Origin of the sequence: Bullifex porci, assembly GCF_009695635.1 — a bacterium.
GTDB classification, from domain to species: Bacteria; Spirochaetota; Spirochaetia; order Sphaerochaetales; family Sphaerochaetaceae; genus Bullifex; species Bullifex porci.
Map to the genome: position 1 here is coordinate 162,327 of NZ_VUNN01000002.1, position 26,053 is coordinate 188,379.

The window sequence follows — 26,053 nt, forward strand, 5'->3', positions numbered from 1 at the left end:
TAATTATTTTCTCTTCATCAATGTCTTTTTAATTATTGCAGCACTTTCTGTTTTTCTAAAAATTAAGATATATATGCCATTTGTAATAGCAAGTGAAACTATAGCATTGAAAATAATTTCAACAAATGAGCCTAGATTTAATTTAAAGGTTCCAATAGAAAGAGTTGCATTAATATAGCTACTAATATTTATTTTAGCATTAATATAATATGTAATAATTGCAATTATAATAACTAAGATAAATCTAAGGGTATTAGAAAAATAAAAGCCATATGCTGAGCGCGTAAATCCATAGTGGAATATTACTACCGGTTCAAGCATAAAATTAACAAATATAGATGTAATCATTGTGCCAATCAAAATACCATTCAAGCCCCAGAAATAACCAAAAACTATCGATGTAATTAGATTAGTTATGCCCTCAATCAATGGTCTTTTTCTATCTTCCCAATATAAGCCTAATGATGATTTATATGAGAGTATTAGCTCTCTCATTGCTTGGAAATAAAAATTAACACATATTATAGCAACAGTAGATAGAGGTAGGGTTCTATTTTCACCAAAGAATGTTGAAACAATTGGATTTACTACATTTAATAGCATGATAGCAAATGCAGAATAGATAAAAAAGGATGATAAATCTAAGATTGAAAAACCTCTACTCATAGTTCTTTTTGATTCAGTAACACCTGCATTTCCTATACTTGCTGTAATATTCTGTGGAAGTAAAATAGCTAAGGTTAGAAGACCTAAATATATAATTTGGTAGTTAGAATACTTTCCTAAGGTTGCAGTTCCTACAAGAGCTGAAATAAGCATTGAATCGGTACATGATACCATTGCAATACCTACTCTAGTAAGAATAAGTCCTTTAGTGTTTTTTATTATTTTGTTTTTTATTGATGAATCGAGCTTAATATTTTTATCTTTGAAGTTTAAATAAGGATACTCTCGTCTTGCTAATATATTTAGAACGAAGTTCTTAATTAGGTTAGCAATCATTATAGCAATTGAATAAAGTAAGAAGCTTTGTGTAAAAACAGCAATTAATATTTCAACTAAATATAATACAGTCCAGGAAATATTAGTCACCATTGTGACCTTGTATTGTTCCTGATTGGCATTAAATAATATATTTTTGTAGTTAATATAATAGCTTGATACATTTCCAATTAAAAATAGTACAAAATAGATTTGTACATGAGAAATCTCTACTGTAGTCTTAATAATTCTAGGTAGTATAGGTAATAAGATTAAGCCTGAAATAAGAATTAAAGAACCTATAATGAAATATGCATTTCTAAAGAATTTCATTATAGCCGTTATTTGTTCTTTATTATTATATTCAAGTGGCGCATATAGTGCATAAGCAACAGCAGATGCTAAGCCAAGCTCAAATAGTGTAAGAATACCAATTATATTATTATTGAAGCTATATAAGCCTAGATAATCCTCTGTGAAGAAATGGTTAAATACTGTTCTTTCTGCAAAAGATAATACACCCATTACTATATTTGTAAAGAGTGCAACGGTAGTATTTATCTTTGATTTCTCTATTCTTTTTAGATTCCTAGCTTCTTTCTTATCCATAATTAATAAAACTAATTAATCAAAATTATTGTAAATTGACAATATGTGAGTAATAGGTTTCCTTCCCTTTGATAGATAATTTATATTCTTTATGCCAATCAAGCTTTGAAAAGATACATTCCTCCATTAAAGAATTAAAGTATTTTTCATCATATTCATTATTTAATATAGTGACTAACTCATAGAGTCTCTCACTAGAGTAAGGAAGGCTATCTATTTCCTCTTTTATGTCATTAAAGTGGTTATATGCAATCATAAGGATGTAGTCAATCATTAAATAATCAACTATCACATCATGATTCTCCCAATAGTCAAAGAACATTTCTTTAGCAAAAGAAACTAGCTTTCCTCCTTTTTTACTACCAATACAGAATCCATGCCATAAATTGTGCTGCACAAAGCAGGTATCAGCCCATTTTGTATGCTGCGAGAAAAAAGGATAATCAAAGTATTCCTTTGGTATTGGTTTTGAGGTATATATTGTCGAATCGAGCCAAAGACCTCCATACTTTTCAAGTAGTGTAAAGCGAATAATATCTGAAAGCTGTTGAAAGGTTATATATCCTTTTTCTCTCTTCTCTAAGATATATGGTGGAAGCTCGATATAATCCTTATAGTTATCTTTAGTAATAAGTACAACCTTAGCTCCATTAGAATTCTCTTTTAATTGATTAAGGCATAGTTTTACAACCTCTGGTGCAAGGTCTTCTCCTTGCCACCAAAGTGTCCAAATATATCTTACTCCTACTTCATCATGTTTTTTTTCTTTAAGATTTTTGTATTTTGCTATCACATCAGCTTGTTCTTTTTCTAAAAATTTAAAAACAAGCTTATGCTTTCTTTCTGCAACCTTTAATATTAAAGGATTTTTAAACGCTTTATTGAGATATAAAAAAGATATACGAGAGTAAAGCTCTAATTTCTTAAATTTTTTTGGTCCACCTCTCATCTTTTTTCTACTATTCATAATGTATTCCTAATGAAAAATGATATCATATTACAACTTATTATATAAAGTAATTATTGAGCTTTAGACTTTGCCAATAAGGTGTGAATAATAGGTTTCTTTACCATTTTTTACTACTTTATAGTTTTTATGCCAGTCTAGCTTTGAGAAAAGACACTCATTCATTAAAGTATCAAAATAGTTTTTATCATACTTTTTAGATAAAATTGTAACTAAATCATATAGTCGTTCACTAGAATATGGTAAGGTATCAATCTCTGCTTTGATATCAGGAAAGTTTCTGTAAGCAACCATTAATGTGTAATCAAGAAGGAAATAGTCGATGATGTAATCAAATCTTTTCCAGTATTCAAGAAAAAGATCTCTTACAAAAGAAGTTAGTTTACCATTAGGTGCACTTCCTAAAATAAAAATATGGTAAAGGTTATGCTGTACATAGCAATTATGATCGTATTTTGTATGCAGAGAATAGAATGGTAAATCAAAGAATGAAGATGGTATTTCATTTGAAGTAAATATAGTTGAATCAAGCCATATACCACCATATTTACTTAATAGCATGACTCTAATTAAATCTGTCATATTTGCCATAGACATTTTTCCAGAGCTTTGTAGGTCGATTATATATTGTGGAACCTTTATATAGGAATCAATATTATCTTTTGTAATTAAAATTACTTTAGCACTTCCTTTATGTTTAATTGAGCTATTGATACAAGCTTTAACTAATGGGGGAGCATTTTCTAGTCCTTGCCACCATAAAATCCATATTATATTTTCTTTATTCTTTTCTTCTGGTTCTGGGATGTTTTTATATTTATCTATAAGCTCTTTAAATTCTGTTTCTAGGAAAGATAATATTATTTCATGCTTTTTATCGGCACATTTAACTAAGAAGCTATTTCTTAAATTATCATTTAAGCCAATAAAGCCTGCTAAGGTATTAAATGATAGCTTCCAAGAAAAATTCTTACCAACACGAAACCAGTTTTTTACATGCCATAAATATCCCATTAGCTGTCCCCTAGAAAATGGTAACATACAAAATTATTAAAATAAAGTTAGACTTAATTTGAAAGCTCTTGTATGAATTCTTCTAAATTAAAATTTAAGTTATTAGCTCTACTTGGATCATACTCTTTTAAATAGGTTTTTATCTCTTCAGCTTGCTTATCATTATTATTTGATAATACAAGCCCAAGCTTATTTGCTAAAAGATAATCTGTAATATCTGCTGCTTTTTTCTTTTTCTCTGTTAAGAAATAAGCTTTATTATAATAGAGAGCAATTAGCATACTCTTTCTATCTGGTGGTCCAATAATGATATCGACACTCGAAAATAAATCAAATTTATTACTATTATTAGAGGAATAAAGCTTTAAATTTTTGCATTTAGATGCTTCAGCATTTATTTTCTTAAATTTCTCTTGACTACAATTAATTAAAAGAAAATCTGCATTAATATCTTTTCTTATTAGCTTAGAAAGATTAATTTTATCATCCTTAGTATCGTAGAGTATTTTTATCCTATTATCTTTTCGCTCTACTTTATTAACATTTAAGGTGTATATATATGCAGATATAATAGGAGCAAAAGATATTGTTTCTTTCTTTTGACCTAAAGCAAGTGCTTCTTCTTTCCCTTTATTAGTTGAGATAAAGAACTTATCTAAATCATTATTTATAGCTCTCTTACTTAGAGAAAAGAATCTTGTTTCATAGTAGTAAACAGATATGTCAGTAATGTTAGTTTTATCCCTTAAGGCTGTAATTAACTGACTTGTATATGGATGGATGCAGATAAATAAATCTGTAGGAGCTTCCTCTAGATTTGATTGAAAAGCGCGATAACCGTGTTTTTTTGCAAATTTTAATAAGGTATCAAGCTCACGTGAACTTGATTTAATTTGGTTATTAAATCTTAGCTTTGAAAAGAGTTTTATAGTAAAACTAAGAAATGTATCTAGCCATTTTATATCTAAGTAATCAAATAGCTCTTCAACTACAGCTTGATGACCTGCTTTTATTAATTCATTACAAATTAATTCAGCTGTAGCTTTATATTCTTCCCCACGATTAGCATAGATACAAATAACTTTCATTAATGCTCCTATTGAGTAATTATAACTATATTTAAAAAAATGACAAATCAGGATTTAATTTATATATTGTTTTTGCCAATTTATTAATTTATCCTCATAAATATGAGAAGAGAATTTAATATTATTGAGTCCTTAATGAAGCTTATTATAAAGCATGCGAAGCTTGTAATCTTTTTACTATTAGTTATTACTGCTTTTTTTGCTTATCATGCTAAGGATGTAAGAATTGATGCTAATATATTTGCTTTTGCAGGTGAAGCAGATCCACCTGTGTTTGTTCTCACTCCCAAAGATAAGCCGGAAGAATATTTAAAATTAAAAAAGATTGGCACAATTACTCAAATTCCTGAAAAAGGGGAAGTTGTAGAGTATCAAAGAAATCCTAATACCTTTGATGATGGTGAATTCATCAATCCTATTCCGTATGAGGAAAAGGAGATTCCTGATTATATTTATCCAACGGATAGAGATAATAATACAGGTTATTGGGATGGCTATGTAATAATTTTCTCTTCTGAAAATATGTTTACTACCGAGGTTCTAAATGCTATTTATGAGGTTAGAGATAATCTTTCTAAGCGTTGGGAAATTGGTCAGTGCCTATCACCTTTTGACTATGTAACTGTTGAGAAAAAGGGTACAAGACTTAGTTTAGTTCCAATTGCTCCAGTAAAGGCTGGAGAGATTTGGACAGATGATGATGTTGAAGTCTTTAAGAGAAGATTAATGAATGATAGCGTGGCTAAGGACTATCTTTACTCCTCTGATGGCACAACAATAATGATTTATTATCGTGCTCGAGGGCTAAATGAAGCTTCCATTGCAGAGCTTGATACAATAGTAAATCCATTAAGGCAATATGGACGTGTTGCACTTAATGGAGGAGGACTATTAACTAATGCAGTATATAAGTATATCAATACAGATTTAATAGTTCTTGCAGTTTTGTGCTTTATAGCTATATTGGTTGTTTTCTTCTTCTCCTTTAGAACTATTAAATCAATGCTGATACCAGCATCTCTATCTTTGATGGGTATTATTTGGACTTTAGGGATAATGGCTATGTATGGTTACAATCTTACTATTGTAACTATTTTAACCCCATGCCTAGTACTTACCTTTGGTTCTTCCTACTCAATCCATATGATTAGTGAGTACTTTAAAGCGATGGATGATAAAGAAGCCTTACCAAAACACTATTCAAAGATAACTAAGACTATTTTCTTTGCAATGATGACTACAGTTTCAGGATTCCTATCACAGTTAATTTGTAGAATGCAGTTCTTTAGAGAGTTCGGTATTACAATATCCTTCGGTGTATTAATCTGTGCTATTTTATCCTTTACATATATTCCAGCTATATTATCTCTTGCAAAGCCTCCTAAGCAGAAGAGTGTTAAGAAAATTAGTAATGGTGTTTTAAATAAGCTCATAGGTAAGTGTGCAAGCTTTATAGTAAAATATTGGTGGGTAATGCTTATTGTTATTGTATTATTAACAATTTTCTTCTTTGCGATAAAGGATGATATGAGCTTTGATTCAAACTATATGAACTATTTCCCATCTAGTGATCCTATAGTTCAGGATACAATATATTTTGCTAAAACATTAGGAGGAACTGATCCTTACTATCTAACAATCAAAGCCCCAAATAATGAGGCAAATTTCTTCTTAAAGTCTGAAAACTTAAAGCTAATCTATGCATATGAAAGTGCTGTAATGGCTGCTAATCCAGATTTAGTACAGGTTTTATCTTTTAGCCAATATGTAAGCTTCTTAAATGAAACCTATAATGGTGAAAAGGGTATTCCTGATAATGCGGGCTTAATAAATTATCTTTCAAGGACTTTAAAGCAAATTAAAGCTCAAATTGGCTCTGATGTTCTTAATTTTATCATCAGTGATGATGGAAGTGAAATTACACTTTCCATGAGACACTATGATTATGTTGAACAGGATATTCAAACTAATGCTAGTGCTAAAAGAATTGAACAAACTCTTGATTACTATAGGTATATGCTTCCTGAGGGAACAACTAGTATGATTTGGTCTGGAGCTTCAAGCGGACTTAAGGCTAGCGAAATGATAATTGAAGATCAAAATAAGGCAACACTTATTTCGATGGTACTAATTTTGATTTTTGCATCATGTGCATGTGTAAGCCTTTCATCTGGTATTTCAGCTTTAATTCCTGTCTTAACTGCAGTTATGATTAATTATGTATTTATGTGGTTATTTAATCTTCCTTTTGATATGGTAACTATAGGATTTTCATCGGTGGCAATAGGAACTGGTGTTGATGATGCTATTCACTTCTTATTAAGGCTGAAGAGTAGAAGAAAAGAAAATCCTAATGAAAATTATATTGATGCAGTTAAACAGAATATTATTGATACTGGAAGACCAATAATACTTACTACTGTAAGTGTTGATGCTGGATTAGTAATGCTACTCTTTGCTTCCTTTAATCCAATAAAATTCTTTGGAGCTTTAATGTTCCTCGCATTAACTGCTGCGATGATTGCAACACTATTTGTTCTTCCATCTTGGTTGATAATGATTTATAAAATAAAGGAAAAGGTTGTTGCAAAGAAATGAGAGAACCTCTTTGTTCCATAATAGTTCCTATATATAACGTGGAAGCATTACTTCCACGTTGTATTGATAGTTTAACTGGCCAGCAATATCAAAATATTGAGATAATCTTAGTTAACGATGGTTCTACCGATAGTAGTGAAGCTATATGTAGAGAATATTTAAATAGAGATTCTAGAATAAAGCTTATAAATAAAGAAAATGGTGGATTATCATCGGCAAGGAACGCAGGGCTTAAGCTTTCTAAGGGTGAATATATTTTCTTTGTAGATAGTGATGATTATGTTACTTCTGATTTTTGTTCAGTTGGTGTTGATGGTTTTCTTAATCATAATGCAGATGTAGTAATCTTCGGCTTTAATAATATTTTTGTTGATACAAATAAGATAATAAAGAAGCATTGTAAGAAATCAAGAATCATTTCTAAAGAAGAAGCTTTAAAGGGAACTCTAATCGATGGATATATTAATAGTCTTGCTTGGAATAAGGCTTATAAGAGAGAGTTATTTGATAATATTAAATATCCAGAAGGTATGGTATTTGAGGATGTAGGTACTACATACAAAATCTTTGATAAAGCAAATACTATCTATATTTCTAGTAATATTACATATAACTATGAGCTTAGGAATGGGAGTATATCAAATAAGTGGTGGTGTAATGATAAAAAGATTAATGATTTTTTTATTCTGAGATCTGAGCAACTTCAATTTATTAATAATAATTACCCAAGTCTTATTAAGCTTTCTTATGCAACAACTGGGTTTGTTGCAATTATGGCTCATATATATTTAAAAGAGAAAAATGAGTTAATTGATAATTGGCTTGATAGTGAAAGGAAAATGTTAATTCATTCTGCTTTCCCTTATAGTATATTATTTCGGTTTTTCTATTTTGCTCCGAAGCTTTCAAAAAAGATTATTAAACGAATTTTTTAAAGCAGATGAGAGACGATTCATCGTCTCCCATCAAGCTTACTTTATTCCTCTTTTACAAAGAATAACTTTTCTTCTTTTCCCTTAATCGTTACAGTAGGGTAGGTATTACTTTCACTAACGCTATACCAGAGCTCAAGTATTGCTCCATCAACATCTAGTAATAAAGTGTTATCTCCCTTTGTAATAGTTCCAAAGTAGTTAATCTCTTCACCCTTTAGAGTAAGTGTTAAATCATTAAAGCCATCATATTCTGAGAATTGAATAGCACTAATAGTTGAATAAGAAAATTCTCTTATCCTAGTATTCTTACTCACTTCATCTACCACCCAGTAGGAGGCTGAGAGAGTGGGGTACCACCCACTCTTCTCTTCCTCCTTAAACTGTGGAGGATTAGGATCTGTAACCTTATTAAATATTCCTAGCAAGTAAACTGCGATAAAGAGTATTACTACAAAGGTAAGGGTAAGAATAATCTTTTTTAGCTTATTCTGCTGGTCCATACACTTTTCCGCCAATAGTAATATTAATGGTATCTAATTCTTCTTTAATTTTTAATTCAAAATCACCACAATAATATTTGTTATTTTCAATAGTTATTGAAATAGAATGTCTATTTCCTTCATCTTGAACTTCCAGCGTATAATTATAACTTATGTCCTTTAATATTTTAAAACTTATAACTGGATATCCTTCTAACGCTACAGGGGAACCATCTGCAATAAAAATCTTATCTAGCACTTTGTCTATTTGATTTATAGCCGGTTCCTGCTCTAGTACATCTTTTATCTCGTCTGGTACTGGAGGTTCAGGGATTGGAATGTTACAACTGGCAAGAGCTACCAGTGATACGATTGTTAAAATGATAATTAATAGTTTTTTCATATCAATTATCCTCCTTTGCTATAGATTGATATGAGGAAATTAATCTTGTACACATATAAGTTGGAGAGTAATTTTTTATAAAAAGGGGGCCCTCTAATTTTAATTTATGTTGCAATATAATGAATTAGTGGTACACTATATACGTTCAAGGATCCTTTAGTAATTGGCTTAAGAGTAAAAACTACTCTTAGGGATGTGTTCTACTGTTAAGAAATTAACAGAATTGCAAGGGAAGGCTATGGATCTAAGCAATTTATATGAAAGTTTGTTATCGGAAATAAAAGCTATTAATAGTTTTTTAGTAACTTTATTTAGATTAAATGCAAAGAAATTAAAAAATAAGCATCACAGTAACCATCTATGGAAAAAGGCTTATAGAATTAATTATAAAGTAGATTGCTATAATATTACCTTAAGAGCTTTAGATAAGTGCTTAAGTATTATTAATTGGTCATTCCTTGATTTAGAAAGAGAGATTTATAAAATTGATAATAGTAAATATACTTTTAAAACTCCTCTATGTGAGTTTAAGAATAATGATCTTATTCCTCTATTATTAAATATTCCAGAAGGGAAGGATTTACTATATAGATTAAGGTGTAATGCTAAAAAGAATTGTGGCCTTACTATTTTTAATCTTTGTGAAGCTAAGCTAATACTTAATAAGCCGTTATCCTGTATTTTACATGAGATCGATATTAATAAACTAAGCTAATGTTATAAAATATAAGTGTAACCTATGTATACCTTAATATGTTTCATAGTGTACATAAATAATTTTAAATGGTAGAATTAACACAAATACTGAGGGGATGGGATTTTTACCAATTAATAAAAATAAATATCGGTTCGTCCATTATTTTTGCCCCGAGGGATATTTTTTTCTTATTTTGGGGTAAGGGGGAGGTATACCCTAATGATAAGAGTTTATCATTTTTAATAATTTAGATTGGTAATCGTTTTAATTTCTATATAAATATATATTGTAAATATTTATTTTTCATGTAATTATTACCAACATGCTAATTGGGGGAGAAATGGGTAATAAGAAAATCAGATTGTCATTAGCATTTTATGATTTAATAATTTTTTCATTGGTAGCATTTGCTCTATTTTGGTGGTATAAGGGAGCTTCTTATTTATCTAGAAATGGATTCCTCTATCAATTTGGTTTAGCTTTAGTATTAATATTTTCAACAAGATTTGTTGGAAAAATATATCGCCAAATATGGCGTTATGGTGGAATACAATGCTACATCAGGTTATTAATCTGTGACACTATTAGTGGAATTCTTTACCTATTTATTGAACGTCTTCTTCCAATTCCACATATTCCATTTATTCAGTTAGTAGCATTTTGTTCAATGAACTGTTTAGGCTCTCTTTCTATTAGAATGCTATATAGATATGCATATAAGTTTGGTGGAGCAGATAATAAAATAGGAAGGTTCTTACGTTTCTGTATTCGTATCGTTGCTGGTAAAAGAGTAAGAACAGAACAAATTAGTGATACCCAGAAGATTAAGATAGCTATTATTGGTGCTGGTAATGTTGGTATTAGCTTAGCTGATGAATTGTTGAATAATAAAAAAGCTTTATATGTCCCACGCTGCTTTATCGATACTAATAAAGATAAGATTGGCCGTGAGATTAGAGGCTTATACGTTTATTCAGAGGACGAAGTTACTCTAGATATCCTCCAAGAGCACCAAATACAAGAGGTTGTATTTGCTGTTCCTGAGATGGAAGTTGAAAAGCGTTATAAGCTTTTTGATTACTATCAGAAAGCGGGCTTTGGCTTAAAGCTTTATGACTTCCCAGCTATGGATACTCCTAATAAGAAAAGACAGCTTAGACCTTTTGGTGTTGAAGATCTTTTATTTAGAAAGCAGATTAAAGTAGTTGATGATAAAACTGCAGCATACTATAAGGATAAAACTATTCTTATTACAGGTGGTGGAGGTTCTATTGGTTCTGAGCTTTGTAGACAGGTTGCTGCTATGGAGCCAAAGAAGCTTATTATAGTTGATATCTATGAAAACTGTGCATATGAGATTCAACAATCATTAATTAGTAAGTATGGTAAAAAGCTAAACTTATTTGTTGAGATTGTTTCAATAACAAATAAGAAGGGCTTAGCTAGAGTATTTGAAGCACACCACCCAGATATTGTTATTAATGCTGCTGCTCATAAGCATGTTCCATTAATGGAGCATAACTGTATTGAGGCTGTAGAGAATAATGTATTTGGCTGTATGAATGTTATTGAGCTATGTGAGGAGTATGGTGCCTCAAGGTTCATGATGGTTTCAACAGATAAGGCAGTAAATCCTACTAACGTAATGGGTGCTACAAAGAGAATGTGCGAGATGATTATGCAAGCATATTCAACTCGCGGTAAAGTAAAGTGTTCTGCAACTCGTTTTGGTAATGTACTTGGAAGTGCAGGTAGTGTAATACCACTATTTAAAAGTCAAATCGCTGCTGGTGGTCCTATTACCTTAACCGATAGAAGAATAATTCGATACTTTATGACTATCCCTGAAGCTAGCCAATTAGTTCTTGAGTCTGGAGCTATGGCAAATAATGGTGAGATTTTTGTTCTTGATATGGGTAAGCCTGTCAAAATTTATGATCTTGCTATGAATATGATAAATCTTTCTGGTGTACAGGGTATTCAAATTATTGAGACTGGATTACGCCCAGGTGAAAAGCTTTATGAGGAGCTTTTAGTAAAGAAAGATGAGCTTGAGAAAACAGAAAATGATTTAATCTTTGTTGAGAAGGAAAATCCTGTGACAATGGAAGAGTTGCAAGAAAAACTTGCATATCTTCATGAGGCAACATCAAAGCTGGATGATAACGGTGTAAGAGAAGCATTAAGAAAGGTTGTCCCAACATTTATTAAGCCAGAAGAGGTTAATGAGAAACTAAAAAACTTATAATAGAAGATGAACATAGATAGTTATTACTATTATCTAATATGTTCTTTACAATAAATTACTTAATTAAATGTAAGAGAAATAATTACTTATACTTTGAGAATAATATAAAAATGAATTATTCTCAGAGTTAATTGTTATAACATAATTTGTAGTATTAATGTTTTTGATAAGTAATTCTCAAAATTAGTATCTAAAGAATAGCTATTACTTTCTTACTCTTTTCTAATTTTATTTATTGGTTTAGATAAATATCTAAATGAATTAGAATGGGGGCCTTACATAATAGTTAAAATATGAATTCTATTTCTTGACACTTAAGGAAGTATTAAAAGAGGTTCAATACCTCTATTATCTATAAGCTATATAATAATGAAAGAATACTTTAAGTATAATCTATTTGTCCCAAATTCTAATGGATATCGTTCACAATATCAGTTGATATCAGGATACAATGATGCCGTAATTATTCTATTGAATGAAATAAAGAATATAAGAGGTCGTGTTAATACATTGTCTTATCCTATGCTCTTTTGTGCACGACACAGCATTGAGCTTCAATTTAAACTATTGATAGATATGGTTAACGACTTTAATAATTATCGAACTGGTGAAAGAAATAAAGCAAATATTACGGGACATAATTTAAGAAATCTTAGTGAAAGACTGAATGAATTAGTATTAAACTCAGATAGAAGAATCATTGGATATTATAAAGAAATTGATGTTGAAAGCTTATTACAATTCTTTGAGACTTATGATTCTACATCACAATCTTTTCGGTATCTTATTGATAAAAAAGGGAATATGCTAATTAAATCAAATTTAAATATTCTTAAACCTATAGAGGACTATCAAAATTTATTCAACTTCCTAGATTGGATGCAGGAAGTGATAAGTGAATATTATGAAGAATATAGTACTAAAACATATACAAAGAAACTTTCAAGAAGTGATCTTGTATTGATTGCAAAGAGACTTCCAAATAAGGAAGAATGGGGAAATCAATTATTTTTGGATGAAAAAGAAGTAATCAAGGCTGAGTATTCTTTATCAAACAGAGATTTTAGTGCCGCTTTGAATATTATAAAAGCTAATCCTTTTCTTTGTAGTTTAATTGGTATGGAGATTAAAGAAGAAGGTTTTTCTGATGAATTTTTCAAACAATATCCTATAATGAAAGCAATAGAAATAAAAAGAGACTCTTTTGAAGACGCTTTACATAAGGGAGAGGATGGTATTCCTATTATTTCTTTTGAAGAAGCAGATAAAGATCCAAATATTTCTTATTGTAATAGAATTATGGATGAATGCATAAGTAAGCTTACTAATGATGATTGTATTCTTTTTAATACATATAGATGTATAGAAAAATACTGTGAAGAGTATGATGCACGAAAAAAATATTTCTCTACTATTTTTTCTGAATCAGATCGAACTTATACTAATGATAAAATGACTAGTTCTTGTTTCCTTCGTTTTGAAGAGGGGCTTCAATTATGTGGTAGAACCACAGTATTGAAGAAACTTGGAGTATCTTTAAAAGATAATATTGATAGACGTGGATTTGTTTGTTAAGGAATTTCATTCTGTATAAGAAAGGAAAAATCAAACGTAGTCATTCATTAATTAACTGTTTGCCTCAATTTAATAATCATCTTGGGATTAGTATTAGTGTTGTTAAAATGAGAATATTTTAACAGATTAAGGCTATAAAATATTACACCATAGAATAAAGGAAGAAGAAATGGAATTGGATCATATTGCTCTCATTATGAGCAAGGAAGAGAATCTCTCCTTCTATAAGAATCTAGGCTTTAAAGAGAAAAATAGAATAGAGCGCAGATATGATACTGTTGTGTTCATGGAGAACAACTCCATCGTCTTGGAGATATTTATCGACCCTAACCATCCTAAGCGAGTAACAAATCCTGAAGCAATGGGACTTCGCCACATTGCATTTGTGGTTGATAGCTTAGAAGAAGTGATGAAGAATGTAGAGTGTGATGGAATAAGAACCGATTGGTTCGGTAGAAGATTTACCTTCACAAAGGATTTCGATGAGCAGCCGGTTGAGTTGAAGGAAAAGATGAATACATCAAAAGATGGTGAGAAAAATAGATAAGGGGAAGAGGAAATGAATTATTTGGTAGTAGTTGCACATCCAGATGATGAGGTTCTGGGAGCTGGAGCAACAATACATAAATTGATAAAAGAGGGGCACAAGGTGGCGGTGGCGATTATGGTCAGTCAGGCTGCTGCTAGAAAAGATCTCTCTTCTACACTCGCTTCAGATGAAGCAGAATCAATGAAGATAATGGGTGTGGAGAAGGTCTACAACGCATATTTCCCGAACATCAAGATGAACACAGTCCCTCACCTAGAACTAGTCCAGTTTGTGGAATCCAGCATTGAGGATTGGAAAGCTGAGGCTATCATCACTCATCATCCTTCCGATACTAACAATGACCATATTCAGACCTCTTTTGCCGTTCAAGCAGCAAGTAGATTATTCCAGCGAAGAGAGAATATTCCTGCTCTGAAAGAGCTTCTCTATATGGAAGTACCTTCAAGCACTGAATGGTCTCTTGATAGCTCCTCTAACCATTTTACTCCAAATTATTTCGTTGAGATAGGTAAGGAAGGTGTGGAAACAAAGATAAAAGCACTTGAGGCATATAAAGGCGTAATGAGGCCATATCCTCATCCGAGGAGCAAGGAAGCATTAGAAGGACTTGCTGCATATAGAGGATCGCAGTCTGGCTGCAATTACGCTGAAGCTTTTGAGTGTGTTTACAAGAGAGGGTAAGAGATGTACGCAAAATACATAAAGAGACTTCTTGATATTGTTCTTTCCTTGATTGCCATTATTGTTCTTTCTCCTGTCTACTTGATTGTGGCCATAGTGGTCCGAATCCAGATGGGCTCTCCGGTTTTGTTCTCTCAAGACAGAATTGGAAAGGACGAGAAGGTATTCAAGCTCTATAAATTCCGCTCCATGACCAATGAGAAAGACGAGAAAGGAAAACTGTTGCCGGAAGAAAAGAGACTGACGAAATTTGGCTTGACACTCAGGTCCACTTCCTTAGACGAACTTCCTGAGCTGTTTTCAATATTAAAGGGAGATATGTCGATTGTCGGTCCTAGACCACTCCCAACATATTATGGCCCTTACTACTTACCAGAAGAAAGAAAAAGGCATCAGGTTCGTGGTGGGCTGATTCCGCCAGATGGACTATCAAAAGAAACCACTCCTGAGTGGGAAACACAGTTCAAGTATGACAACTATTACGTTGATAATGTTTCATTCCTGCTGGACTGCAAAGTAATCCTTGTAACCTTCTTAATCCTTTTTAAACGTGTTGAAACCCAATACGGAACAAAAGACAGACCCCATCTTAATGAGTACAGAGCATGGATGGATAAGGAGAAAGTATGAATTGTGAACTGACTAAAGAGCAGGTTGTTGGATACGTTCAGCAATACGGTTCCCCATTATATATATTTCATGGTGAGGAGTTCAGGAAGAATTACCTTGACCTGCTCAACACAATGCGTGCCATCTACCCTAAATACAATATTGCCTATTCCTACAAGACCAACTATACACCAAAGATCATCTCCCTGGTAAAAGAGCTAGGTGGCCTTGCGGAAGTAGTCTCTGAAATGGAATATACCCTCGCAAAAAGAGTGGGATATGAAAGCAAGGACATCGTTTATAATGGACCTGTAAAGGGTAATGCCCTGTTTGAGCATCTTGCTGAGGATGGTGTGGCAAACATCGATAGTCTGGATGAATTGGACACAGTTATCGAGTTTGCAGCTTCCCACCCAAGCCTAAAAATAAAGCTTGCCTTCCGTGTGAACATCGATATTGAACAGGGCTTCATTTCCCGCTTTGGTGTCGATGCTTATGAAGAAGAAAGCAAGGATGCTGAAATCGACAAGGCATTTGAGCTGGTGAGGAAAGAGAAAAATATCGAGGTGGTGGGGCTCCACTGCCATATCGGTCGCTCCAGAAGTATCGATGCATGGAAGAATCGTGTCCGCATTATGTTCAAATTGATTGACAGGTATTTCGATAAGACTCCTGAATTCATTGATTTGGGAAGTGGTATGAACTCCGTGATGGAGCCAGCGTTGGCTTGTCAGTTTGGTGGGCATATTCCTACTTTTGCTGAGTACGCAGATGTGGTTGCAACCGCAATGAATGAGAAATATGGTTCTCTACCGGTTGAAGAACAGCCTGCTCTATATACCGAACCTGGCACTACTCTTATCTCTGGTTGCATGTCCTTTATTGGATCTGTAAAGACAATCAAGAATGTCAAAGGAAAGAGCTATGTGACTTTTGACTGCTGCGGTGGAAACATGGGTGATATCTGTCACCTCAAGCAGTTGCCGATTAGCGTTTTCCACAGAGGTGGAGAAATTAAAAAAGTAGAAGATGCTATTTTCGTAGGATACACATGCTTGGAGCATGACCATATTTATGAAGGTTTCTCGGGTGAACTTGCAGTCGGTGATTTGGTTCAGTTCAGGAATGTCGGCAGCTACAGCAATGTATTCAAGCCGCCATTCATTCTTCCTAACTGCGCAATGATTCAGATTGATGGAGATGGCACTCCTTCACTGATGAAAAGAGCAGAGACAATAGATGATCTGTTCCATACCTATGTCTTCTGAGAAGAATAAGGGTTAAGTGTGGCAGAGAAGAGAGAATCGGAAGAAAAGCAGATGATTGAAGAGAGCTGAAGAACAGAAATAGAAACAGAAGCAAAAGACACGGAAAAGAGGAAGCGAAGCAATGAAAGATATAACAGTATTAGTATCTGCATGTGGCGCCCAGTTCATGCCAGGACTTGCCGATTGCCTTAAACAAAATGGTGAGCGCAATGTCCGTATCGTTGGCGTGGATATGGGAATTGATAAGACGGTTCTGCAGATGGTAGATGCGCTTTACCAGGTACCAAGAGCAACAGACCCTGAATATGTAGATAGACTTCTTGAAATTTGCAAGAAGGAAAAAGTTGATGTTGTGATGCCTTTCATGTCCGCCGAGCTTCTTCCGTTGATTGATAGAAAAGAAGAGTTCGAGGCTATCGGCACAAAGGTATCTGTGTCTGATAGGCACAGTGTTGAAGTAACGAACAATAAATACAAGTTCTATGATTTCCTGAAGGAGAACGGACTTCCTGTTCCAAAGTTTGCTCCTGTAAGAAGCGCGGACGAGCTTATCCCGGCATGTGAAGCCTGTGGCTATCCGAACAATGCTGTATGCGTAAAGGCCACAGAACTCAGTGGTAGCAGAGGCATCAGGATTATTAAACCAGGCGTATCACGCTTTGACATTCTCTTTGGTGAAAAGCCTAATTCCTTCTTTACCACAATGGATGAACTGCTCTCCACTTTGAAGGAAAGAGACGAAATGCCCGAGATGATGGCGATGGAGTATCTCCCTGGCATGGAGGGGTCAGTAGACCTTATTGCGGAGAATGGAAAGATTCTGTACATGGCTTATCGTGAGAGTACGGTAAATCTCCACAGCATCCCACAGGCGGGAGAGTTGAAGGATAACAAAGAGGCATATGAGATCGCAGAGAAGGTAATTGCTGCACTGAAGTTTACCGGCAATGCCGATCTGGACTTTAAGAATGACAAGGACGGACATCCCGTGCTGATGGAAATCAATCCAAGAATCGCTGCAACCATGAAGATTTTTAAGGAGGGAGGATTGAACCTCCCATACCTAAGAATCAAGCAGCTTCTTGGTGAGAAACTGCCGGATGTGGATGTTAAGTACGGGATTAAGTTCAAGAGAAGGTATCTTGAGATGTTTTGTGAGGATTAAGGTATGAAGAAGGTATTAATTTTAGGAAAAGATAGTTATTTAGGTGAGAGTTTGTACTCTTGGCTTAAAAAAAAACCAGATAGCTACGAGATTGATCTTGCCGTTACAAAAGATGGCGAGTGGAAAAATAAGAACCTTGCTAACTTTGATACCGTAGTTAATTTTGCCGGAATTGCTCACATAAACAATATCACACCGGATTTAGAAGGACTGTTCTTCTCCGTCAATAGAGATTTAGCAATAGAGATGTGCACTTGGGCAAAAGAACATGGTGTAAAACATTTTATCCAGTTCAGCTCAATGAATGTATACGGCGACTATTGTGGTGTTGTTACAGACCGCATGAAAACAAATCCAACTAGCTTTTATGGAAGAAGCAAGCTGGAGGGGGACGAAGGAATCCACAAATTAGCAGATGAGAACTTTACAGTTGCCAGCATCAGACCTCCTTTTGTATATGGGAAAGGATGTAGAGGAAATTACAATACTGTCCGTAAGCTAACTCTTAAGCTTCCTGTCTTTCCAACTTATCAGAATAAGAAGAGCATGATTTATATAGATAATCTATGTGAGTTTATTAGGTTAACAATCGACGCTGGTGCTGGTGGTGTGTTTACTCCACAAAACAGGGAACTGGTTTCAACAAGTGAGCTGGTAAACGAAATCGCAAAGAATAATCAGCATAAGATAATCAGAACACCCATATTTAATTGGTCTATTCCAATTCTTATGCGTATTACGGATTTAGCTAAGAAAGCATTTATTGATGATAGTTACAGTTTGGAATTGTTTGACTATTACGATTGGAAATATTGCGTTGTGGATTTTAAGGATTCAATAAAACGTACTGAATTGTGAGTGTAAAGAAATGAATATACTGGTAGTAAGCCAATACTATTATCCGGAACAATTTCGAGTTAATGATATCTGCGAAGAATTAGCACGCAGAGGAAATACTGTGACAGTGTTAACTGGCCTTCCTAACTATCCAAAAGGTGAAGTGTATGAAGGATACAGAAACGGAGAGAATCGTGAACAGACAATTAATGGAGTAAATATTGTTAGATGTTCAATAAAACCAAGAAAAACAGGAGTTGCTAATCTTGCATTAAACTATGTTACTTATGCAGTTAATGCTTCAAGAATGGCAAAAAAAATAAGGAACGTATTTGATGTAGTATTTGTGTATCAAATGTCTCCTGTGACAATGGCCTTTCCGGCTATTACAGTTAAAAAGAAATATGGTATTCCTATCGTATTATATTGTTGTGACCTATGGCCTGCATCAATTCTTGATGTAAACATTAATCGCGATAGTATTTTGTATAAGATGGTAAAGAGAATGTCATCATATATTTATAACTCTTGTGATGAAATAATTGTGACCTCCCCATCTTTTAAGAATTATCTTCGGAAAGAGTGTGATGTTAAGAATATAAAAATGGATTATGTTCCACAACATGCTGAGGATACCTATTCGGAAGATACCTGTAATGCTGTTGATAATGGTATAGTTGATTTTATGTTCCTAGGGAATATTGGGCTTTCACAAAATTGCGACTGTATAATAAAAGCTGCTTCTCTATTAGATAATGGACTTCCGTTCAGAATCCATTTTGTTGGATCTGGATCGAAATTAGAAGATTTGAAGAAAATGGTAGACAACTATGGTTTGAATGAAAGAGTTGTTTTTCACGGTTTTCAGAAAATGGAGAATTTACCAAGGTTTTATTCGATTGCAGATGCGTGCTTGCTAACGTTGGCTTTCGATAGTGAAATTGGACTAACTATTCCCGCAAAACTTCAAGGCTATATGGCAGCAGGCAAACCTGTAGTAGCAGCAATCAGTGGGGATGCGAAGAAAATAATTAATGAATCTGAGTGCGGTTATCAAGTTGAGGCTGGAGACTATGAAGGACTAGCAAGAATCATGCTAGATGTAATTAATAATCCAAATTCATTGAAAGTAATGGGCGAAAACGGCAGAGTGTATTTTAATAAACATTTTGCTAAAGAGGCCGTAATAAATCAATTAGAGAATAAGATTAGGGATTGCTTGAAATGAAGATATTGATGATAAATGTCTCGTGTGGCACTGGAAGTACGGGGCGTATTTGTACTGATTTAGCAGATGCACTTGAGAAAAATGGTCATATAGTAAAAATAGCATATGGTAGAGATGCTGTTGCTCAAAGGCATCAGAAATACGCTGTAAGGATTGGAAATGATTTTGATGTCTATAGCCACGTCCTACAAGCAAGGCTTTTTGACAGAATGGGCTTTGGAAGCAAAAGAGTTACAGAAAAGTTCATTGAGTGGGTAAAGGAATATGACCCTGATGTGATTCATCTTCACAATATTCATGGATATTACATTAATATCGAGGTGCTCTTTAACTATCTGAAAACATGCGGGAAAAGAATTATCTGGACACTTCATGACTGCTGGGCATTTACTGGACATTGTGCGTTTTTTGATTATGTTGGATGCAATAAATGGAAAACAGGATGCGAACATTGTTCACAGAAAACAGAGTATCCAGCCAGGGTGGGCATTGATGGGTCAAAACGGAATTATGGTGTAAAGAAAGAACTATTTTCTGGTGTTCATAACTTAACTATTGTCACTCCCTCTGAGTGGTTGGCAAAACTGTTGAAAGAATCATTCCTAGCAGAGTATCCAGTTAAAGTAATAAAAAATGGTATTAATACTAGCATTTTTAAGAATACAAAATCGAATATAAAAGAAAGATTCGGGATAAGCGAAGATAAAAAAATTGTATTAGGTGTTGCGTCCGTTTGGGACAGTAGAAAAGGATTAGAGGATTTTCTAAAACTTAGTAAACTGCTGGATGATAAATATAAAATTGTCTTAATCGGTTTGAATAAAAAGCAGATAGAAAAGCTTCCGAATAATATTTTAGGAATAGAGCGAACTGAAAATATTCAGGAATTAGTCGCTTGGTATTCTGTTGCTGATGTGTTTGTTAACCCTACATATGAAGATAATTACCCAACTACGAATCTAGAGTCAATTGCTTGTGGTACACCTGTGATTACGTATGATACAGGAGGAAGCGGAGAGAGCGCAAAGATATATGGGAATATTATCAAGAAAAAAGATGTTAATTCTCTATATAAAACGTTAGTAGATACACAAACTATTATAAGGAAAGATTGTAACCTTGATTATCGGTTTGCTTTAGAACAATATCTTGTTCTGTATGGATAATATATTAAATCATAGTCTGTTTTATTTTTTGTATTATGATTTTGAAACTTTGCTGGCAATAATGACAATATTATTGAAATCTCTTTTTCTTATATAAAGAACAATACGCTAATTGTTGATCGACAATAAAAGACGAAAAAAAGAGTAAAAGGACTAATAGTTTGATATGACAAAAAAACACTTTATAACAGCTTTTATCCTCACCGTTATTACGAGTTTTCTTTTAATATTAAATAGTAATGGGGATTATAATAAAATTGTTGCGGCTTTAGTATTAATTCTAAATCTAATAGAACTGTTGAAACATAGAAAAAATGTATATTTGCTGATTGTTAACATTATTATTTTATATTGTAATTACAGTATAACTGTCTGTAACTATTTTTCTACTTTCTCAACCTCTTTTACGGAGTTCTCCAATGAATATGTAGGTGTGCAAGGAATAAATATATTATGTGTGTTTTCATTGTTTCTGTTCGTCTTCTCGCCTAGTGCGAGTATCAAAGAATTTGAATATGAAAAACCAATTACAAGCAGTAGCAGATATAATACTTTAGTAGAAATGGCTCTAGTAGTTTTTCTATGCTTAATTTGGTATTTTGGATTTACTAGACCATCAGTATCTGGAATGCGAGGAAGCCCATCTGCTATATATGAATATAGTATAATTCTAATAATCATGGGGTATTATTTTAGCGGTAATAGGTTATCATGGAAAATCATATTTACATTAATTTCTCTAGCATATGCTTTGCAAAACTTCATATATGGCGGAAGAATAACAGGAATTCAGGTGATTATGACAAGTGGAATTTGCCTTTTTATAGATAAAATTACTATGAAAAGAATTGTAATTTCATCACTTTTGGTAATTCCTTTATTGACTGCAATAGGAATACAAAGGGGCGGAATATCTTTTTCTATGGAATCTATATTTGAAGGGTTACAAGCAATAAACACAAACAAAATGGCATTGGATACTGCTTATTCAGCTTATTACACATCACTGACATTTTTGAAAGCGATGGACTATACTCCATTTACTTCGAGGTTTTCAATGTTTGGCTGTTTCTTATTATCAATGATTTTTGGCGGTAGTATCCCTAACTCGAATTTAGCTGACTATACAAGGGAAAGGTTCCTTCATTATTGGGGAGGTGTCGCCCCATTTTTTGGGTACTTTTATATAGGTTGGATAGGAGTATTTTTATTAGCTTTTTATATTTGCTTTTTAAAGAAAAAGATTATTTATGGTAGAACAGAAAATGATTTTTTTAAGTGTCTATCCATTTATGTAGCTGTTACTACGTTTCGATGGTACTTGTATTCACCGACACAGCTTTTCAGGGGGGTTATGCTTTTATGGATCGTATATATTTCTTTGAAGTATTTTGATCAAATATTCAGAAAGGCCTAAAAATGAAGAAAAATATTCTTAAAAATATCATAATGCTATATGGTTTGAGTATAGCGAAAATTGTTTTTCCACTATTAACGCTCCCATATCTAACGAGAGTTTTGTCAGTAGATACTTATGGCGTTGTCTCATATGTAAAGACGATTATGACATATCTTCAGATATTCGTAGATTTTGGGTTTATGTTGTCTGGGACAAAAGACATAATTAAGGTACGAGATGATAAAAATAAACTTGGTTTTGTAGTAGGCGATGTATTACTTGCTAGGATAATTCTAGGGCTTATTGGATTTGCAGTTCTCATCGTCTTAACAATTACGCTCCCTATTTTAAGAGAAAATATCTTATATACATATATAACCTATTTTGCAGTGTTCTTATCAGTTTTCTTATTTGATTATGTCTTTCGTGGTTTGGAGGAGATGCAAGTTATAACGATAAGGTTTGTTGCGATGAAAGGAATTGCCGCTGTATTAACTTTTGTGTTTGTACATAATGATGCTGATATAATGTGGATTCCTATTCTAGATTGTTTAGGCACTTTTGTATCGGTCGTTTTTGTCCTAATCGAGTTAAATAAAAGAACAATCAAAGTTGCATTTACATCGATTAGTAATGCAGTAAAAAAACTTGGAGAATCTGCTGTCTACTTTGCTTCAGAAATGGCAACGACAGCATTTGGCGCTTTGAATACTGTCTTGATTGGTGCCTTTTTATCTAAAGCGGATGTCGCATACTGGAGCCTGTGTATATCAATGACTAGTGCTGTGCAGGCTATGTATTCTCCTATTAATAATGGTATATACCCAGATATGGTAAAGAATAAGAATTTAAACATTATAAAGAAGACATTAAAACTAATCATGCCTGTGGTAGCTGCTGGATGTTTGTTTACAATTGTAGTAGCTAAATATGCTTTAATGATTGTTGGTGGAAAACAATATGTTGCTGCAGCTAATGTCCTTAGAGCACTAACCCCGGTATTGTTTTTTAGTTTTCCTGCAATGTTGTTAGGTTGGCCAACACTAGGTGCAATTGGAAAAGCTAGAGAAGTCACAACTACAACAATTCTAACTGCTATATTGCAGGTTGTTGGCTTGGGGTTACTGATTTCATTTAACAATTTTGAATTAATCTCAATTGCACTACTAAGAGGATTTACAGAATTATTTATGTTGGTATCAAGAACACTTATCTGTTGGAAAAACAGAAAAGAGTTTAATTAAATATTAGTACAATGCGGATATTACTTTATTTACTAAGGACGGTTAAGAAATGAATTATGCATTGATTTTTGCTGGTGGTGTTGGAAGCAGAATGAATTCCAAAGCGTGCCCAAAGTAATTTCTTGAAATACACGGTAAACCCATTCTTGTCCACACAATTGAACATTTTGAGTTACATCCAGACATTGATTCTGTCTGTTTAGTACTAGTAAAAGAATGGATTGACTATGCAAAAAAATTAATAGAAAAATTTAACCTTAAGAAAGTGAAATGGATTGTTCTTGGCGGAAGTAGTGCGTTGGAATCACAATTCTTCGGAATGCAAGCTATTAAATCAAATGTGAATATTTCTGATGAAGACATAGTGTTGTTCCATGATGGCGTGAGGCCTTTAATCAACGAACAGGTAATTACTGATTGTATAGAAGGGGTAAAACAATATGGGTCTGCTGTAACCGTAGCTCCGGCTATTGAAACAATAATTCGTGAGGATGAGTATGGAATTATTAAAGACACCTTTCCTAGAACAGAGTGTAAGCTTGCAAGAGCCCCTCAATCTTTTTTATTAAATGAAATCATGGTAGCACATCAAAAAGCAAAAGAAGAGGGAAAATATGATTATATAGATTCCACAAGTTTGCTACTTCATTTTAACAAGAGAATACATACAGTTATTGGTCCTTCTGAGAATATAAAAGTTACTAATCCTGCAGATTTTTATATTTGCCGAGCACTGCTTGATGCAAAGGAGAATTCACAAATATATGGGCTCTAGTTCGATAGATTATTTAAAAGAAGACTTACTCAATGTGGCTGAGTATATATATCAAAACGAATTTTCAAATTGTAGTATATTGATTACTGGAGCCACAGGCCTTTTAGGCTTTTTATGTATTAAATCTTTATTAGTCTATCAAAAAAAGTATTGTAAGAATGTATCAGTGTATGGGTTAGCAAGGAATCCACAGAAAGTTAGTGATATATTTTCAGAAGAGGAATTGAAGTCGATTAATATAATTTATCAAGATATAACAGCACCTCTGTCGGATTCACTAAAGTTTGATTATATTATTCATACAGCTAATCCTACTACTTCAAAATTCTTCCTGACAAATCCTGTAGAGGTAATTGATAGTATTTATTTGGGAATAAAAAACATTCTAGAAAATGCTCTTAAATCAGGCACAAAGGGCGTAGTATATCTCTCGTCAATGGAAGTATTTGAAATTGTTGAGGAGAAAGAATCGCGCCATAGCGAAAAGGATTTGGGGTACGTAGATTTACAAAGTACTAGGAGCTGTTATTCTGAAGGAAAAAGACTAGCAGAATTACTCTGTAAATCTTACGTAACTGAATATAATTTGCCTGTAAGAATAGCTAGATTGGCACAAACTTTTGGCGCAGGTGTTCAGAAATCAGAAAACAGAGTATTTGCACAGTTTTTGAGAAGCGCAATTTACGGAGAAGATATTGTACTTCATACAAAGGGACAATCCTTTGGGAATTATTGCTATACCGCTGATGTTATTCGCGCGTTGTTTCTGCTTCCAAAAAGAGGAGAAGCTGGTGATGTATTCAATATAGTTAACGAAGATAGTACTGTAAGTATTGCCGAAATGGCTCAGATGGTCGCACACGAGTTTTCAAATGGAAAATCGAAAGTGATATTTGACATCCCAACTGATAATGTATATGGATACGCACCTGATACAAAGCTTAAGTTAAGTAATGAAAAAATGGCTGGAAACCAAATTATTCGTTGGTAGAAATGTATAGGCGCATGTTGCCATATTTATAAGAGGTGAGTACTTTGAAAGAAATATCAGTTGAAGAATACAAACCGAAGCTTGTTGAAATTCTGCTGTTTTTTCATGATTTCTGCGAAAAGAATGGAATAATATATTTTATGACTGGTGGCACTTTATTGGGTGCTGTTAGGCATAAAGGTTTTATCCCGTGGGATGTGACGATGTTGACTTAAATATACCAAGATTTGATTACGAAAAACTATTGGATTCGTTTTCTGATCCGACAGGTAGATATAGAATTATTTCAATTAGAGATAAGGGATACTATTTACCATCGGCTAAAATATTTGATACTACAACAATCATGAGAGAAAACTATGATGTTTCTCTTGACATTGGTTTGTTTATCGATTTATTCCCTATGGACAATCTCTCAAATGATTTAACTGAAGCAAAACGCATGTTTAGAAGAATAAAATAATACAGGGATGGTGTAACAATTAAAAACCTGTTAATAGATAAGCGGCGAGCCTTTAGTAAAAATATGCTCCTTGAAATTGGAAA

At 33.3% G+C, this 26,053-nt stretch carries 25 protein-coding genes; 19 read left to right on the forward strand and 6 right to left on the reverse strand.

All coding sequences use genetic code 11. From position 1 onward, the window contains the following. Positions 1 to 3: 3 nt before the first annotated feature. The 4 genes from FYJ80_RS02075 to FYJ80_RS02090 form a co-directional block, all read right to left on the reverse strand. Complete coding sequence (locus tag FYJ80_RS02075; RefSeq protein WP_154424465.1) at positions 4 to 1,590, reverse strand: lipopolysaccharide biosynthesis protein; 1,587 nt, start codon at positions 1,588 to 1,590, stop codon at positions 4 to 6. A 25-nt stretch (positions 1,591 to 1,615) separates the two neighbouring features. Further along, positions 1,616 to 2,557: a capsular polysaccharide synthesis protein gene (locus FYJ80_RS02080; RefSeq protein WP_154424466.1), complete on the reverse strand. Its 942-nt coding sequence runs from the start codon at positions 2,555 to 2,557 to the stop codon at positions 1,616 to 1,618. 63 nt (positions 2,558 to 2,620) lie between these two features. Next, on the reverse strand, positions 2,621 to 3,571 hold the full coding sequence (locus FYJ80_RS02085; RefSeq protein ID WP_206360921.1) for a capsular polysaccharide synthesis protein: 951 nt from the start codon (positions 3,569 to 3,571) through the stop codon (positions 2,621 to 2,623). A 53-nt stretch (positions 3,572 to 3,624) separates the two neighbouring features. Then, positions 3,625 to 4,659 (reverse strand): MGDG synthase family glycosyltransferase, encoded by a 1,035-nt coding sequence (locus FYJ80_RS02090; RefSeq protein WP_154424468.1) that lies wholly within the window; start codon positions 4,657 to 4,659, stop codon positions 3,625 to 3,627. Positions 4,660 to 4,761: 102 nt separating this feature from the next. Between FYJ80_RS02090 and FYJ80_RS02095 the strand changes: the two genes are divergently transcribed. Beyond that, positions 4,762 to 7,257 (forward strand): efflux RND transporter permease subunit, encoded by a 2,496-nt coding sequence (locus FYJ80_RS02095; protein WP_154424469.1) that lies wholly within the window; start codon positions 4,762 to 4,764, stop codon positions 7,255 to 7,257. Beyond that, on the forward strand, positions 7,254 to 8,192 hold the full coding sequence (locus tag FYJ80_RS02100) for a glycosyltransferase family 2 protein (protein ID WP_154424470.1): 939 nt from the start codon (positions 7,254 to 7,256) through the stop codon (positions 8,190 to 8,192). The genes FYJ80_RS02095 and FYJ80_RS02100 overlap by 4 nt, the downstream gene beginning before the upstream one ends. A 41-nt stretch (positions 8,193 to 8,233) precedes the next feature. On the opposite strand, the gene FYJ80_RS02105 is transcribed toward FYJ80_RS02100, so the two are convergent. Both FYJ80_RS02105 and FYJ80_RS02110 read right to left on the reverse strand, forming a co-directional pair. Next, the gene (locus FYJ80_RS02105) at positions 8,234 to 8,692 is read right to left on the reverse strand and encodes a hypothetical protein (RefSeq protein WP_154424471.1); all 459 of its coding nucleotides are present in this window, start codon (positions 8,690 to 8,692) and stop codon (positions 8,234 to 8,236) included. Beyond that, positions 8,676 to 9,074 (reverse strand): hypothetical protein, encoded by a 399-nt coding sequence (locus FYJ80_RS02110; RefSeq protein ID WP_154424472.1) that lies wholly within the window; start codon positions 9,072 to 9,074, stop codon positions 8,676 to 8,678. The genes FYJ80_RS02105 and FYJ80_RS02110 overlap by 17 nt, the downstream gene beginning before the upstream one ends. Positions 9,075 to 9,312: 238 nt before the next feature. Here FYJ80_RS02110 and FYJ80_RS02115 point away from each other — a divergent pair, with 238 nt between their 5' ends. From FYJ80_RS02115 to FYJ80_RS02195, 17 genes are all read left to right on the forward strand, one after another. Beyond that, positions 9,313 to 9,789 carry a hypothetical protein gene (locus tag FYJ80_RS02115; protein ID WP_154424473.1) on the forward strand — a complete coding sequence of 159 codons (477 nt, stop codon included), beginning with the start codon at positions 9,313 to 9,315 and terminating at the stop codon, positions 9,787 to 9,789. Positions 9,790 to 10,111: 322 nt separating this feature from the next. Beyond that, positions 10,112 to 12,019 (forward strand): polysaccharide biosynthesis protein, encoded by a 1,908-nt coding sequence (locus tag FYJ80_RS02120; protein WP_154424474.1) that lies wholly within the window; start codon positions 10,112 to 10,114, stop codon positions 12,017 to 12,019. A 369-nt stretch (positions 12,020 to 12,388) separates the two neighbouring features. Then, positions 12,389 to 13,594, forward strand: coding sequence for a hypothetical protein (locus FYJ80_RS02125; RefSeq protein ID WP_154424475.1), 1,206 nt, complete (start codon positions 12,389 to 12,391; stop codon positions 13,592 to 13,594). A gap of 169 nt (positions 13,595 to 13,763) precedes the next feature. Continuing rightward, a complete protein-coding gene (locus tag FYJ80_RS02130; RefSeq protein WP_154424476.1) occupies positions 13,764 to 14,141 on the forward strand; it encodes a VOC family protein in 378 nt (125 codons plus the stop codon). Between the two features lie 12 nt (positions 14,142 to 14,153). Beyond that, a complete protein-coding gene (locus tag FYJ80_RS02135) occupies positions 14,154 to 14,825 on the forward strand; it encodes a PIG-L deacetylase family protein (protein ID WP_154424477.1) in 672 nt (223 codons plus the stop codon). 3 nt (positions 14,826 to 14,828) lie between these two features. Beyond that, positions 14,829 to 15,455, forward strand: coding sequence for a sugar transferase (locus FYJ80_RS02140; RefSeq protein WP_154424478.1), 627 nt, complete (start codon positions 14,829 to 14,831; stop codon positions 15,453 to 15,455). Continuing rightward, positions 15,452 to 16,702: a type III PLP-dependent enzyme domain-containing protein gene (locus tag FYJ80_RS02145; protein ID WP_154424479.1), complete on the forward strand. Its 1,251-nt coding sequence runs from the start codon at positions 15,452 to 15,454 to the stop codon at positions 16,700 to 16,702. The genes FYJ80_RS02140 and FYJ80_RS02145 overlap by 4 nt, the downstream gene beginning before the upstream one ends. A gap of 121 nt (positions 16,703 to 16,823) precedes the next feature. Next, positions 16,824 to 17,867 carry an ATP-grasp domain-containing protein gene (locus FYJ80_RS02150; protein WP_154424480.1) on the forward strand — a complete coding sequence of 348 codons (1,044 nt, stop codon included), beginning with the start codon at positions 16,824 to 16,826 and terminating at the stop codon, positions 17,865 to 17,867. Between the two features lie 3 nt (positions 17,868 to 17,870). Beyond that, positions 17,871 to 18,725 carry an NAD-dependent epimerase/dehydratase family protein gene (locus FYJ80_RS02155; RefSeq protein WP_154424481.1) on the forward strand — a complete coding sequence of 285 codons (855 nt, stop codon included), beginning with the start codon at positions 17,871 to 17,873 and terminating at the stop codon, positions 18,723 to 18,725. A gap of 10 nt (positions 18,726 to 18,735) precedes the next feature. After that, positions 18,736 to 19,932 (forward strand): glycosyltransferase family 4 protein, encoded by a 1,197-nt coding sequence (locus FYJ80_RS02160; RefSeq protein ID WP_154424482.1) that lies wholly within the window; start codon positions 18,736 to 18,738, stop codon positions 19,930 to 19,932. Then, positions 19,929 to 21,098, forward strand: coding sequence for a glycosyltransferase (locus tag FYJ80_RS02165; protein ID WP_154424505.1), 1,170 nt, complete (start codon positions 19,929 to 19,931; stop codon positions 21,096 to 21,098). Before FYJ80_RS02160 ends, FYJ80_RS02165 begins: the two co-directional genes overlap by 4 nt. Before the next feature lie 166 nt (positions 21,099 to 21,264). Then, positions 21,265 to 22,515: a hypothetical protein gene (locus tag FYJ80_RS02170; RefSeq protein WP_154424483.1), complete on the forward strand. Its 1,251-nt coding sequence runs from the start codon at positions 21,265 to 21,267 to the stop codon at positions 22,513 to 22,515. Between the two features lie 2 nt (positions 22,516 to 22,517). After that, positions 22,518 to 23,741, forward strand: coding sequence for an oligosaccharide flippase family protein (locus FYJ80_RS02175; protein WP_154424484.1), 1,224 nt, complete (start codon positions 22,518 to 22,520; stop codon positions 23,739 to 23,741). 127 nt (positions 23,742 to 23,868) lie between these two features. Beyond that, the gene (locus FYJ80_RS02180; protein ID WP_328596703.1) at positions 23,869 to 24,516 is read left to right on the forward strand and encodes an IspD/TarI family cytidylyltransferase; all 648 of its coding nucleotides are present in this window, start codon (positions 23,869 to 23,871) and stop codon (positions 24,514 to 24,516) included. Then, positions 24,506 to 25,507 carry an NAD-dependent epimerase/dehydratase family protein gene (locus FYJ80_RS02185; RefSeq protein WP_206360923.1) on the forward strand — a complete coding sequence of 334 codons (1,002 nt, stop codon included), beginning with the start codon at positions 24,506 to 24,508 and terminating at the stop codon, positions 25,505 to 25,507. Before FYJ80_RS02180 ends, FYJ80_RS02185 begins: the two co-directional genes overlap by 11 nt. A gap of 44 nt (positions 25,508 to 25,551) precedes the next feature. Next, on the forward strand, positions 25,552 to 25,722 hold the full coding sequence (locus tag FYJ80_RS02190; RefSeq protein ID WP_154424486.1) for a LicD family protein: 171 nt from the start codon (positions 25,552 to 25,554) through the stop codon (positions 25,720 to 25,722). Then, entirely contained in the window at positions 25,698 to 25,970 is a 273-nt protein-coding gene (locus FYJ80_RS02195; protein ID WP_154424487.1) for a LicD family protein, read from the forward strand. Before FYJ80_RS02190 ends, FYJ80_RS02195 begins: the two co-directional genes overlap by 25 nt. Positions 25,971 to 26,053 lie beyond the last annotated feature (83 nt).